This is a genomic window from Crossiella sp. SN42 (assembly GCF_023897065.1).
Taxonomy (GTDB): domain Bacteria; phylum Actinomycetota; class Actinomycetes; order Mycobacteriales; family Pseudonocardiaceae; genus Crossiella.
On sequence record NZ_JAMHIV010000041.1, the window covers coordinates 81,422 to 94,776 of the forward strand.

The 13,355-nt window shown below is 69.7% G+C and carries 10 protein-coding genes; 6 read left to right on the forward strand and 4 right to left on the reverse strand.

Annotated elements, in window-relative coordinates; all coding sequences use genetic code 11:
- Positions 1-239: 239 nt before the first annotated feature.
- A complete protein-coding gene (locus M8C13_RS44865; protein ID WP_256510367.1) occupies positions 240-368 on the forward strand; it encodes a hypothetical protein in 129 nt (42 codons plus the stop codon).
- Between the two features lie 2 nt (positions 369-370).
- Here the strand turns inward: M8C13_RS44865 and M8C13_RS37705 are convergent, their stop codons facing one another.
- Positions 371-1,474, reverse strand: coding sequence for a glycoside hydrolase family 105 protein (locus M8C13_RS37705; protein WP_252485602.1), 1,104 nt, complete (start codon positions 1,472-1,474; stop codon positions 371-373).
- Between the two features lie 299 nt (positions 1,475-1,773).
- On the opposite strand from M8C13_RS37705, the gene M8C13_RS37710 reads away from it, so the two are divergent.
- From M8C13_RS37710 to M8C13_RS37730, 5 genes are all read left to right on the forward strand, one after another.
- Entirely contained in the window at positions 1,774-4,668 is a 2,895-nt protein-coding gene (locus tag M8C13_RS37710) for a glycoside hydrolase family 95-like protein (protein WP_308202898.1), read from the forward strand.
- Positions 4,669-4,682: 14 nt separating this feature from the next.
- Positions 4,683-5,504 carry a polysaccharide lyase gene (locus M8C13_RS37715; protein WP_252485593.1) on the forward strand — a complete coding sequence of 274 codons (822 nt, stop codon included), beginning with the start codon at positions 4,683-4,685 and terminating at the stop codon, positions 5,502-5,504.
- A gap of 16 nt (positions 5,505-5,520) precedes the next feature.
- Positions 5,521-7,536: an NPCBM/NEW2 domain-containing protein gene (locus M8C13_RS37720; protein WP_252485594.1), complete on the forward strand. Its 2,016-nt coding sequence runs from the start codon at positions 5,521-5,523 to the stop codon at positions 7,534-7,536.
- Positions 7,533-8,759 carry a Gfo/Idh/MocA family protein gene (locus M8C13_RS37725; protein ID WP_252485595.1) on the forward strand — a complete coding sequence of 409 codons (1,227 nt, stop codon included), beginning with the start codon at positions 7,533-7,535 and terminating at the stop codon, positions 8,757-8,759. The genes M8C13_RS37720 and M8C13_RS37725 overlap by 4 nt, the downstream gene beginning before the upstream one ends.
- A 167-nt stretch (positions 8,760-8,926) precedes the next feature.
- Positions 8,927-9,622 (forward strand): DUF998 domain-containing protein, encoded by a 696-nt coding sequence (locus M8C13_RS37730; RefSeq protein ID WP_252485596.1) that lies wholly within the window; start codon positions 8,927-8,929, stop codon positions 9,620-9,622.
- Here the strand turns inward: M8C13_RS37730 and M8C13_RS37735 are convergent.
- The 3 genes from M8C13_RS37735 to M8C13_RS37745 all read right to left on the reverse strand — a co-directional run bounded on the left by M8C13_RS37735 (position 9,543) and on the right by M8C13_RS37745 (position 12,849).
- Positions 9,543-10,424, reverse strand: a complete 882-nt coding sequence (locus M8C13_RS37735; RefSeq protein ID WP_252485597.1) for a hypothetical protein — start codon at positions 10,422-10,424, stop codon at positions 9,543-9,545. The genes M8C13_RS37730 and M8C13_RS37735 overlap by 80 nt on opposite strands.
- A 101-nt stretch (positions 10,425-10,525) precedes the next feature.
- A complete protein-coding gene (locus tag M8C13_RS37740) occupies positions 10,526-11,248 on the reverse strand; it encodes an ABC transporter ATP-binding protein (protein WP_252485598.1) in 723 nt (240 codons plus the stop codon).
- A gap of 227 nt (positions 11,249-11,475) precedes the next feature.
- Entirely contained in the window at positions 11,476-12,849 is a 1,374-nt protein-coding gene (locus tag M8C13_RS37745; protein WP_252485599.1) for a carotenoid oxygenase family protein, read from the reverse strand.
- Positions 12,850-13,355 lie beyond the last annotated feature (506 nt).

Genomic DNA, 13,355 nt, shown 5'->3' on the forward strand with positions numbered 1-13,355 from the left:
GCATGCTCGACTACCCAGAGCGATGACGCTATCCCAGGGAGTGCGGGCGGAGTGTGCGGACAAGTCACGTTGCCGCAAAGCTTCGGCCAACACCGCTGTGAGTTCGGGACTACACACACGGTGCTACTCGAGCAACGACCGGATGCTCAGGCTGGTCGAGCCTGGAGCACGCCGCGGACCTGTGGCTACTCGTCGCCCTCGTATCCATCCTCGCCGGTGCCGTTCTCGGCTTCCTCTACGTGGTCGGCAGGTTCCTGCCCGAGCACCGCGTCCGCATCGTCGCCCGAATGGGCCGCGCCATCGGCTGCACCGTCGAGCTGCGCCGGGACGCGCGCGAGATCGAGACCCCGCGCGCGCCCGACACCTGAGCTCACGCCCCGGTCTTGCGGAGCTGCTCGTTCATGATCAGGAACGCGCCCAGCCCGTGGAAGTCGTTCGTGTTCCGCGGTCGCTTCAAGTAGTACGACAGGTCCCCGACGTTCGTCCCCTCGCTGATGTCCCGCACATTGGTCAGCCCGTCCGACCCAACACTCGCCTTCGCCAGCACGCCCTGGTACCCCTTGCGGCTCACCGCGCTGAAGCTCGCGTCCAGGTACCCGCGCTCCACCCCGCGCGAGATCATGAAGGTGTACATCGCCGAGGCGGAGGTCTCCGTCCAGTTGCCGCTCGCGGTCGGCTTGTCCACCACCTGGAACCAGCGTCCGGTGGCCGTGTCCTGGTAGCGCTGGTAGCCGCGGGCCAGGTGTTGCACCATGGCGATCACCTCGGCGCGGCGGGGATGGTTGGCGGGCAACACTTCCAGGATGTCGATGGCGGTCATGCCGAACCAGCCGATGGCCCGGGCCCAGTGCTCGGCGGAGTGCCTGCCGGGGTTGTTCGCCCACGGCTCGGAGCCGTCCTCGTCATAGGCGTGCCAGAGCAAGCCGTTGTCGCGTTTGAGGTTCTTGAAGTAGGCGGCCAGGTTGCGGACGGCCTCGTCGTAACCGTAGGTCTCGTCGTACTGCTTGGCGTAACTGGCGATGAACGGCTGGGCCATGTACACCCCGTCCGCCCACAGCTGGCCCACCTTGCCGACCGCGTGGAACATGCCGCCGTCCCTGGTCCTCGGGTAGGCCGGGAACCGGTTGCGCAGCTTGTCCGCCGCCTTCTTGTACTTCGCCTGCCCGGTCTCGGCGTGCAGGATGACCAGCAGGGTGGCCGAGCGCATCGCGTCCAGGTTGGTGAAGTTGTTGCTGATCTCGCCGTTGGCGTTGACGAAGCGGTCCACCCACGCCTTGAGGTAGTCGAAGTACTTCTTCTCCCCGGTGCGCTTGTAGACCAGGTACTGGCCGTACAGGTACAGCCCCCGGGTGTAGCTCCAGCCGCCCAGCGTGGCGGGGGTGTAGCGCTGCATGGTCGAGTCCACCACCGCCTTCGACCAGTCCTCCGGCGCGGGCGCGGCGACGGCCGCCGGGGTGCCCAGCGCGGTGGTCATGGCCAGCAGCAGGCCGAGCACCAGCCCGCGGGCGCGGGTTGTCGTGATCACGTCGTCCACCTCTCGATGTAAAGGTAATCATCCGATCTCATGGCGAACGGTGGCGGCGAGGCGGTGGCGGTTCGTCCAGCACACCGGGGGTGGGGGAGCCTGTCAAGGGTCAGAAGTTGCTGTCCTTCCCTCAGGGTGGCCGGAGTGACAGGTTGACGGTGGTTTTGGCCAGTCCTACGCTCGGATCGGCCACACATCCGATCTTTGAGCAACGTGTGTATGAGTTGCCACGTACGGACGAGGTGCTGATGGACGAGTGGACCGCGGGCATCTCCCGCAGGGGCTTCCTGGGCGCGGCGGTGGCCGGCTCACTCGCCGGATCGCTGGCCGGGCCGCTGAGCGGGCAGGCCATGGCCACCGAGTTGGTCGAGGCCGCCGGGGGCGGGCTGCGCGACCGGATGCGCACCGAGGCGGCCTGGGCGGAGTTCCTCGGCGCGCAGGACCTGCGCTGGGCCCGGCTGCCGCGTACCTGGTACGAGGGTCCGTTCCTGGGCAACGGTTTCCTGGCCACCAGCGTCTACCGCGAACCCGGCGCCAACGCGCTGCGCTTCACCGTCGACCACAGCCAGGTCCAGGACCACAGGCCCAGCTTCGGCAACGAGTGGGGCGTGGCCAGGTTGCCGGTCGGCAGGCTGCTGCTCACCCCGGTCGGCGCCATCACCGGCGTGGACCTACGGCTGGACCTATGGCAGGCCGAGTTGCGTGGCACCATCACCACCGACCGCGGCAGCCTGGAGATCCGCGCGATCGTGCACAGCGTCCGCGCGCTGCTGCGGATCTCGGTGCGTCCCAGCGCGGGCGAACGGGACTTCACCCTCGCCTTCCACCCGGCCGAGGCGATCAGCCCGCGCACCATCCGCGAGGACCCACCCAAGGACTTCACCCGCAACCCGGCCCCTGAGCTCCGCACCTCGGGTGAGGTGAACCTGGTCGTGCAGCCCATGGTGGCCGGTGGCCAGACCGCCACCGCCTACCGCAAGGCCAAGGGGCGCAACGAGACCACCCTGCTGCTCTCGGTCGCGCACACCTACCCGGACACCACCGCCGAGCAGTTCGCCCGCACCACCGTGCGCCGCGCCGCGCTCACCGGTGAGGACGAGCTGCTGCGCGAGCACCGAAACTGGTGGCAGGACTGCTATCGCCGCAGCTTTGTGTCCATTCCGGACGGTCTGCTGCAGAGCTTCTACTGGATCCAGCTGTACAAGCTCGCCAGCGCCTCCCGCGCCAGCGGCCCGGTGATGGCCACCACCGGGCCCTGGCTGGAGCCGACGCCCTGGCCCTCGGTGTGGTGGAACCTCAACGCCCAGTTGCAGTACTGGCCCGTGCACGGCTCAGGCCACCCCGAGCTGGACCCGATCCCGCGCACCCTGGCCACCCACCGGCAGACCCTCGTCGACGGCCTGCGCCCGGAGTACCGGCACGACTCGGCCGGACTGCGCCGCAGCACCGACGCCCAGTTCGACGACGCCGGATTTGTCGGCGTGCCAGGCAAGACCTCACCGGACCCCGAGGTCGGCGACCTGCCCTGGCTGCTGCACAACGTGTGGCTGACCTACCGGCACAGCATGGACGAACGGGTGCTGCGCGAGGTGCTGTACCCGTTGCTGCGCAAGGCGATGAACTACTACCTGCACTTCCTCGCCCCCGGCCCGGACGGCAAGCTGCACCTGCCGCCCACCTTCTCCCCGGAGTACGGCAGCGCGCCGGACTGCAACTACGACCTGGCGCTGATCCGCTGGAGCTGCGCCACCCTGCTGGAATCCGTGCGGCTACTGCGCATCCACGATCCGCTGGCCCCGCGCTGGCGGGAGGTGCTGGACACCCTGGTCGACTACCCGGTGGACGGCAACGGCTTCATGATCGGCGCGGGGGTGCCGTTCGCCAAGTCGCACCGGCACTACTCGCACCTGCTCATGGTCTACCCGCTCTACCTGGTCACCGCCGAACAACCCGAGCACCGCGAGCTGATCGACCGCTCGTTGAAGCACTGGATCAGCTTCGAGGGCGCGCTGCGCGGCTACAGCTTCACCGGCGCCGCCTCGATCGCCAGCCAGTTCGGTCGTGGTGACGACGCGCTGAAGTACCTGCGCGAGCTGGTCGCCCGCTTCCTGCAACCCAACACGATGTACTACGAGGCCGGGCCGGTCATCGAGACCCCGCTCTCGGGCATGCAGTCCCTGCACGACATGCTCTGCCAGAGCTGGGGCGGCATCATCCGGATCTTCCCCGCGGTGCCGGGCGAATGGGACGAGGTCACCCTGCACGACTTCCGCACCGAGGGCGCGTTCCTGGTCAGCGCGGTGCGCCGCAACGGAAAGACCGAGTTCGTGCGCATCCGCAGCCTGGCCGGTGAACCCTGCCGGGTGCGCACCGGCATCCCCGGCCGCCTCACCGTGCGCGATGTGCACGGCCGGCCGCACCGGTACAAGCAGGGCGCCGCCGACACCATCGAGATCGAGCTGCGCCGCGGGCAGGAGGTCATCGTGCACGCCGCCGGCGCCCGGCCCGACCTCACCATCGCCCCGGTCACGGTCACCACCCCCGCCGCGCCTTGGGGCCTGCCGCCACTGCCACCCGGCGGCGACATGGTCACCGTGGACCTGGAACCCTTCTACACCAACGACGGCATCACCAACGAGTTCTACCTCGGCGACGGCGACTTCGACGGCACCGGCCGCACCTACCCCTCCGGCGCGTTGCCGCAGAACGGATCCCTCAGCAACGACGGCGTGCCGTTCCGCTTCACCAACGGCCACGAAGGCACCAGGAACAACGTCACCGCCGCCGGACAGACCCTCGAACTGCCCGAGGGCAACTACCGGAAGCTGCACCTGCTGGGCGCCAGCGACAACGGCAACACCGACGCCACGGCCACCCTGCACTACACCGACGGCGGCACCGCCCCGGTCCGCCTCGCCCTCACCGACTGGCTCTCCCCGGCCGCCTTCGGGGAAAGCGAACCGTTGCGCACCAACCAGATCCACACCCGAACCGGACCCGTGGACCGCAGAGCCACCGTGTTCCACCAGGTTCTCGCCGCCGACCCGACGCGGCGACTGCGCGCGATCACCTTGCCCGCCAGCGCGAAGCCCCGTTCGCACGTGTTCGCCGTGACATTGGAGAAAGCCACCAACCCCGACTGAGGAAGGGGAGCTCCATGTCCGAGCAACCGCATCGGATAGACCGCAGGAACGCACTGAGACTCGGCGCCCTTGGCGCACTGGCCGCCGGAGGACTGGCCGCCCCGCAAGCCGCCGCCGCCCCGGCCCGCACCAGTGCGGTGGAACCCAGGCCGGCCGACTGGGTGCTGCGCTGGAACCCGAACCCCGCCACCGACAAGCTGCGCGCCTTCGAGGGCCTGGAGGACGACCGCGCCGGCTCGCACCAGGGCGTCAAGCACATCCACGCGCTGGCCGACCACTGGCGCTTCGACATGCACACCAGGGACCGCGACGGCTCCGACCGGCAGCGCAACGAGTCCAAGGGCATGCGCACCGGCGACACCCTGCACAAGATCCAGGAAGGCCAGACCTGGCGAATCACCTACCAGGCCTACCTCCCCAGCTCGCTCACCGCCACCACCCGGTTCAGCCACATCTTCCAGATGAAGGTGCAGGACGTGGGCGGACCGCTGATCACCATGACCCTGCGCGAGCGCAACGGCCCCAAGATCGAGATGCTCACGCTGCGGGACGACGACGCCGGCACCGTGCACGCCCCGGTGCCGCTGACCCCGTTGCAGAACAAGTGGATCGACATCGAGTTCGAGGTCAAGGCGGTCAACAGCGGCGGCTACGTGCGCTGGGTGATCAAGGACGGCGGCCGGGTGGTGCAGGACTACCGGACCACCGCGGTGGACATGTGGCGCGACAAGAACTACCTGCGCCCCAAGTGGGGCATCTACCGCAGCATCGAAAGCGCGGGACTGAAGGACTGCTACCAGCTCATCCGTGGCTACCAGGGATATATCCTCCAGTGACAGGAAGGGAGTAGCGGTGAACAGGTTGGCGCGCAAGCTGATCGCCTCGATCGGCGCGGCGGGCGCCGTGCTCGGGCTCCTGGTGGCGCTGCCGCAGCAGGCGGCTGCGCTGCCGGACGGGCTGGCGCTCACCCCGCCGATGGGCTTCAACAACTGGAACGCCACCGGATGCGCGGTGGACGAGAAGCTGATCAGGGACACCGCCGACCTGTTCATCAGCAAGGGACTCAAGGACTCCGGCTACGAGTACGTCAACATCGACGACTGCTGGGCCGCACCCGACCGCGACCCGGTGACCAAACGGCTCACCCACCATCCCGAGCGTTTTCCCAGCGGCATCAAGGCATTGGCCGACTACGTGCACGCCAAGGGCCTGAAACTGGGCATCTACACCAGCGCGGGCACCCTCACCTGCGCCAAGACCATGCCCGGCGCGCTGGACCACGAGGAGATCGACGCGCAGACCTTCGCCGACTGGGGCGTGGACTACCTCAAGTACGACAACTGCAACAACCAGGGCCGTCCCGCGCTGGAGCGCTACACCAAGATGGGGGACGCGCTCAAGAAGACCGGCCGCAAGATCGTCTACTCGCTGTGCGAGTGGGGTGAGAACAAGCCGTGGGAGTGGGGAGCCGAGGTCGGCCACCTGTGGCGCACCACCGGCGACATCACCGACACCTGGGCCAAGACCATGGACATCATGAAGCGCAACGCCGTGCTGGCCGAGCACGCCGGGCCCGGCCGGTGGAACGACCCGGACATGCTGGAGGTCGGCAACGGCGGCATGACCGACACCGAGTACCGCTCGCACTTCAGCCTCTGGTCCATCATGGCCGCCCCGCTGCTGATCGGCTCGGACCTGCGCAAGGTCACCCCGGCCACCTTCGACATCCTGAACAACCGCGAGATCATCGCGGTCGACCAGGACAAGCTGGGCAAGCAGGGCAGGGTGCTGTCCAACCAGGACGGTCGCTGGATCTTCGCCAAGCCGCTGGCCAACGGGGACACCGCGGTCGCACTGTTCAACGAGACCGAGGTGGCCGCCCGGATCAGCACCAGCGCCACCGAGCTCGGCCTGCCCAAGCGGGCCGGGTACAAGGCGCGGGACCTGTGGCAGCACAAGGACTTACAGACCGCGGGCGAGGTCTCCGCGGTGGTTCCGCCGCACGCCACCGTGATGTACCGCATCTCCACCGGCGCGGACTGGAGCTGGCAGCAGCCCGCGGTCACCACCGGCCTCGACCTGGCCACCACCATCCCCGGCATCCCGGCCAACCTCACCCCGGCCGGGCGCACCTTCGAGGTCGGCGTCTCCGCCACCAACCTGGCCCGCACACCCGTCTTCGACCCCGAGCTCACCTTGACCGTGCCGCCGAAGTGGCACGCCCGGCTGGTGCGCACGGACCGCCGCTGGCTGCTGCGCACCGGGGAAACCGTCCGCGCGGTCTACGAGGTCACCGTGCCCGCCACCACACCCGACGGGCCAGCGAAGCTCCACAATGGACTGGAGTTCGCCTGGGCCGGTGCGCGCAAGGTGACCCTGGGCGGAGAGCAGCAGCTCATCGTGCCGCCCATGGTGCCCGGCACGGTCAGCAGCCTCGGCGACGTCCGCTCGGCCGTGGAGCACGGCGGCTACGGCCCGGTCGAACGCGACATGTCCAACGGCAGCTACCGGCCCGGCGACGGCAAACCCCTGACCATCAACGGGAAGCGCTTCGCCAAGGGACTCGGCGGGCACGCGCCCAGCACCCTCACCTACTACCTGAACAACCGCTGCACCAACCTGACCACCACCGTCGGCATCGACGACGAGCGCGACGAGCGGCAGCTCGGCTCGGCCACCTTCGAGATCTGGGCCGACGGCCGCAAGGTCGCCGACAGCGGCCTGCGCACCTGGCGCGACGACGCCGTGACCCTGTCCGCCGACCTCACCGGCGCCCGCTACCTGAAGCTGGTGATCACCGACGGCGGCGACGGCGTGCAGTTCGACCGAGGCGACTTCGCCGAACCCCTGCTCACCTGCCACCTGTGAGGAAACCCTTGACCCACAAGCGCTACGCGCTCATCGGCACCGGAAACCGGGCCACCGTGTTCCTGCGCGCCCTGACCGTCGAACACACCGGCACGGCCGAGCTGGTCGCGCTGGCCGATGTCAACCGGACCCGGATGGCCGCGCACAACCGGAGGCTCGCCGGGCTCGGCGCGGCCCCCGTCCCGGAGTACCCGGCCGAGGACTTCCTGGCCATGCTGGACCGGGAGGCCGTGGACACCGTGCTGGTCACCACGGTGGACCGCACCCACGACGAGTACATCACCGCCGCCCTGCGCGCGGGCCGCGATGTCATCACCGAGAAGCCGATGACCACCGATCCCGAACGCTGCCAACGCATCCTGGACGCGGTGGCGGACACCGGGCGCACGGTCACGGTCGCCTTCAACTACCGCTACCAGCCGGTCTTCGAGCGGTTGAAGCAGATCATCGCGGCCGGGGAGATCGGCGAGGTCGGCTCGGTGCACTTCGAGTGGCTGCTGGACACCCGGCACGGCGCGGACTACTTCCGCCGCTGGCACCGGGACAAGGCCAACTCCGGCGGCCTGCTGGTGCACAAGGCCACCCACCACTTCGACCTGGTCAACTGGTGGCTGGACACCGAACCGGCCGAGGTCTACGCGCAGGGCCGGCTGTTCTTCTACGGTCCCGACAACCTGCGCCGGCACGGCCAGGACCCGGCGGCCTTCCGGCTCGACCTCACCGAGGACCCGTGGCTGCGCGAGCTCTACCACGAGGCCGCGCACGAGGACGGCTACCGGCGGGACCAGGACGTCTTCGCCCCCGGAGTGTCCATTGAGGACGATCTGGCGGTGCTCGCCCGCTACCGCTCCGGCGCCACCCTGACCTACCACCTGACCGCCTACGCCCCGTGGGAGGGCGTGCGGGTGATGGTCAACGGCAGCAAGGGCCGGGCCGAACTGGAGGTGGTGGAGGCCGATCCCGGCGGCCAGCCGCACGCCAGCCTGTGGGTGCGCAGGTTCTGGCAGCCGCCGCAGCAGGTCCCGGTGTCCGCGGAGGAAGGACACGCCAGTGCCGACCGCAGGCTGTGCGCGGCGCTCTTCGGCGCGGAAACCGAGGACAGCACCGGCAAACGCGCCGACCACCTGGCCGGGGCACGCTCGCTGCTCACCGGGTTCGCGGCCAACCGCAGCCTGGTCACCGGCGGGCCGGTGCGCACCAACGAGCTGGGCGTCCGGTTGTGAGGAGGGGGCGCTGCTGACCGAGGGCCAGTGGCCGGCGCCACCGACTTCGCGGGCACCGAGGACCGCGCTGGAGCCCCACCTCGGCGACCCGCCGCCAACCACCTGAAGTGAGCCCAGTGTGACGCGCCTCCCGCACAGGATGGCGCGCACCGGCCATAGTGGGTGCCATGGCCGTCCTCGGTGCGCTGCTGTGGATCTGCTCGGCGCTGCTGTGCGTCGGCGGCCAGCTGATCACCGCGGCGGCCTGGGAACCGCCCTACTCCTGGTACCAGGACCTGGTGGGCCATCTCGGCAACACCGGCTGCGGCCTGTTCATCGAACCGCACGGTGGACCGGAGTTCGTCTGCTCGCCGCTGCACCCGCTGATGAACACCACGCTGGTGCTGGCCGGGCTGTGCCTCATCGGCGGCACGCTGCTGCTGCGCGGGCTGTGGCCGCAGGGCTGGGCCGGGTCCGCCTCCTTCGCGCTGATGCTGGCCACCGGCGCGCTGGAGGCGCTGACCGGCCTGGTGCCGGAGAACATCAACCGCACCGGGCACGCGCTGGCCGCGCTCAACCTGCCAGTCGGCGGGATCGCGATCTTCCTGGTCAGCCTGGCCGTGGTGGACTGGGCGCGGTGGATCGGCGTGTTCGGCTGCCTGGCAGGCGGGCTCGCGGTAACCGCCTCGATGCTGTTCACCGCGGGGCAGTACTCGGCCCAGGTGCTGCACTTCGGGCTCGGCCCCGGCGGCATGGAACGGCTGGCCGGCTACCCGTTCCAGCTGTGGCTGCTGGTGATCGGGCTCATCCTGTGTACCGGGCCAGGCCGTGCAGGATGTCGTGCCTGCTCACGATCAGACGCTGCTGACCGGCGCGCTGCATGAGCAGCTGCACCGCCAGCGCGCAGGCAGGCAGCACGTCGGCCAGGTGCGGATAGGGCGTGACCAGCGCGCGCCGGGTGTCCGCCGGCATGGTGAGCAGCTCGGCGGTGGCCACGGTGACCTCCTCCTCGGTGATCACCGCGTGGTGCAGCGGCTGCTCCGGACCGGGCCGGTCGCCGAGCACGAAGGCGGCGATGCCGGCCACCGACTCCGACACCCCGACCAACCGGGCGGTCCGCCAGCCCGGCACCGCGGCCAGCGCGTGGTCGACCACGAAGGTCATGTCCTGCCTGGCCTGCTCGATCTCGTCCCCGGTCGGCGGATCGTGCTGGAAGTAGCGGTCCGCCAGCGCCGCGCAGCCCAGGTCGACCGAGGCGATCCGGTCCACAGTGGACACTCCGAGGGCCAGCTGGGTGCTGTGGTTGCCGATGTCGGCGACCAGGTGCGTCACCTGGCCCGCGCCCGGCAGGTCGCCGACCGCGCCGGCGAAGGCCAGCGCGGCGCACTCGGCCGCGGTCAGGGTGTCCGGTTTGACGCCGAGGGTGTCCAGCGCGATCGCGGTCAGCGACTCGTCCGCGCCGGTGCCGCACAGCCGCACCTTGTGCACCTGGAGCTCGGCGATCACCTCGGCGTAGTCGGCCAGCACCGCGCGCGCCCTGGGCAGCGCCTCGTCGCCGGGCTTGAGCGGCTCGAACCGCCTGGTGACCTCGGTCAGGCCGGTGCCGTCGGTGGCAGCCAGGTCGGCGACCAGCAGCTGGATCGAGTCAGCGCCGCACTCAATGGCCGCGACCCTGCCGTGTGGCACCACAACTCTCCCCAGCACTCGACTGCTGCCGAGCCTAGGGATCTTGGCGAAGGGCCGGACAGGGCAGAACGGGTGACGACACTCACGCGAAACCGCCCCACTCAGCTGAGCAGGGACTCCGGGTCCAGCGTGTATCCCGTTTCGTCCACCAGTCGCCCGTCCTGAAGGAAGATCACCTGATCGGCCCACGCCGCATGGCGGGCCTCGTGGGTGACCAGCACCCCGGCCGCACCCGCGTCGCAGCGCGCCCGCAGCAGCCGCAGCACCGCCTCACCACTGTCGGAGTCCAGCGCTCCGGTCGGCTCGTCGGCCAGGATCAGCCTGCGCGGGCCGACCACCGCCCTGGCGATCGCGATGCGCTGCTGCTGCCCGCCGGAGAGCTGGTCGGGGAACAGGTCACCGATGTCGGCGATGCCCAGCTGGGTCAGCGTCTCCCGCGCCTCGGCCCGCGCGGTCCGGGCAGGCACCCCGTCCAGCTCCCTGGGCAGTGCCACGTTCTCCGCCGCGGTGAGCGCGGGCACCAGGTTGTACTCCTGGAAGACGTAGCCGATCGTGTTGCGCCGCAACGCCGCCAGCTCAGCGGCGCGCAGCGTGGCCAGGTCGCGCCCGTCCACCGTCACGGTGCCCGAGGTCGGCACGTCCAGTCCGCCGGCCAGGTTCAGCAGGGTGGACTTGCCCGACCCGCTCGGCCCCATCACCGCGACCAGCCGGCCAGGCTCGACCGTCAGGGTGACACCGCGCAGCGCGTGCACACTCCGAGGCCCGCTGCCGTGCCTGCGGTGCAGATCGGAAAGTGCCAGCGTGGGCGGCCTACGGTCTGCCATGGCCAGCAGTCTGTCAGCTCAGGGTGGCTGGTCCATAGGCACAGCCCGGCTGTGCCTATGGACTGAATTTGGTCTAGACCTATTGACGACGCCCGGTGTTGCGGGCAAGTTAGGGGCCGGTCACCGAGGACCCCCGCCGCCAAAAACCCTCGCGGAGACGCGAGGGAGTGGCAGCTCCCCGGGACCGGTCCCGCCGCGGCCCTGGGGAGCCGCCGCTCTCGGAGTTCTCAACCCGCCAGTTCCGCGTCGGTGATCCACGATCCGTGGAAGCCGGCCGGCACCCGGTGGGGCAGGTGCACGGTCGCCACCGGCCCGGCCGCCAGGTCGGTGGCGTCCAGCACCAGCAGGTCGGAGGCCGCGCCCGTCTCGCTGCTGGTCACCGACAACAGCCACCCGGCATCCTCGGATTCGCCGTGCCCACTTGGCACAAACACCGCCTCACCCGGCTGCCAGGTCTCCGCGAGCTCGTGCTGATCGGTCGACCCGTCCCGCAGGTCGTACTTGACGATGCCCCGCCCACCACCGGTCAGCTGCGCGCCCACGGTGTAGACGAACCGGTGCGCGAGCCCGGTCAGCCCCTCGTTGATGGTCGGAAACTCCACTGACTCGTCCCCGAGCGCCTGCTCCCGCGCCGTGCTCCGCACCGGATCCAGCACCCACCGGTGCAACGAGGTCGGCGCGGAGGTCTGGGCCTCGGTCAGGTCGGCATGCCCGCCGATCCGGCGCCAGGTCCGCTGGATGGTGGCGGGGGTGTAGCGCACCGCGTCGAAGGTGATGGTGCCGTCCGGGTTCTCCGCCGCGTTGGCCACGTGGAAGACGTAACAGGGATCGATCTCGATCCACCGCACATCCGCACTGTTCCCATTGCGCGGCATGACCCCAATCCGCGCCGGGTAGTCGTCATGCCACCGGAACGGCAAACCCCCGGCCACGTTGAGGTCCAGCGTCATCGGCAGATCCAGCCACAACACGTGGTTCGCGGTGATCGCGAAGTCATGCATCATGCTCGGCCCCAGCACGTCGATCGGCACACTGCGCACCAGCTCGCCGGCCGCCGACAACACGTGATAGGTCAAGAACGGCGGCCGCATGCCCACCCCGAAGAAGTGCAGCTCCCCGGTAACCGGGTCCTCCTTGGGATGCGCGGTCATGGCCGTGGTCAACCGCCCCCCGAAGTCGCAGGGCCCCACCGTCTCCAACTCCGGCGTCAGCTCATACGGAAACCCCGACTCCACCAACGCCAGAATCCGCCCCGCATGCGGGATGACATGCGTATTGGCATTCACCGCCGCGAGATCAACACTCCCATCCGCCCGAACATAAGGCCGATCCTCCCCAGCAAACCGCGGCGTCCGAACCCACCGATTCCGATACCACTGCGCCCGCCCATTCCCCAGCCGAACCCCGTGGATCATGCCTTGCCCGGTGAACCAGTGACCGGGATCGGCGCCGGGAAGCGGATTGGGCCCGTTGCGGAAGTAGCGACCGTCGAGCTCCGGCGGGAGGTTGCCGGTGACGCGGAGGTCCAGGGCGGTGTGCTCGGTGGCGACGGGGGCCAGGGCGCCGGAGAGGTAGGTGCGGGGCGTGGTGGTGTTGGTCATGGTTCATTTATGACGTGTCATTTTTGACATGTCAAGATGGGAGTGTGGAGGGCGTGGGGCGTGGGGCGTGGGGTGTGGGGTGTGGGGTGTGGGCGAGTGTTGTGGGTGGCGGGTGCGCGTGTGGGACGGGGGCGCGGTGAGCGGCGGATGCGGGGCTTGGAGGGGGTCTTCGAGTTGCGGTTCGTGGGTGGCGGGTTGGGGCGCGGGGCCGTTCGGGGTGCATGCGGGGGCTTGGTTCGGTGAGTTGGGTTTGCGGTCGGAGGAGGGGGCGGTTGGGGATGGGATGGGCGTTGAGCTGGGGATATGTGGGATGCTGGTGGAGGCTGCCGAGTTGCTCGGAGGCCCGGGGCAACCAAATGGCCGCGAAAAGCGTTCCGCAGAAGAAGCGGAGGGCGCGGGCGGGCAGCCGGTAGGCACGGAGCCGAGAGCCAGGCTCAGCACTCGGCAGATCAGGCAACGTGGCCAGTGCCGCCGGAAGCCGCAGCCGGGGGCCAGGCGCGGTGGCT

Coding starts and splice junctions, on each gene's coding strand:
- M8C13_RS37705 (WP_252485602.1), bottom strand. CDS start 1,474: ATGACCACCGCGCTGGGCACCCCGGCGGCCGTCGCCGCGCCCGCGCCG.
- M8C13_RS37710 (WP_308202898.1), top strand. CDS start 1,774: ATGGACGAGTGGACCGCGGGCATCTCCCGCAGGGGCTTCCTGGGCGCG.
- M8C13_RS37715 (WP_252485593.1), top strand. CDS start 4,683: ATGTCCGAGCAACCGCATCGGATAGACCGCAGGAACGCACTGAGACTC.
- M8C13_RS37730 (WP_252485596.1), top strand. CDS start 8,927: ATGGCCGTCCTCGGTGCGCTGCTGTGGATCTGCTCGGCGCTGCTGTGC.
- M8C13_RS37740 (WP_252485598.1), bottom strand. CDS start 11,248: ATGGCAGACCGTAGGCCGCCCACGCTGGCACTTTCCGATCTGCACCGC.
- M8C13_RS37745 (WP_252485599.1), bottom strand. CDS start 12,849: ATGACCAACACCACCACGCCCCGCACCTACCTCTCCGGCGCCCTGGCC.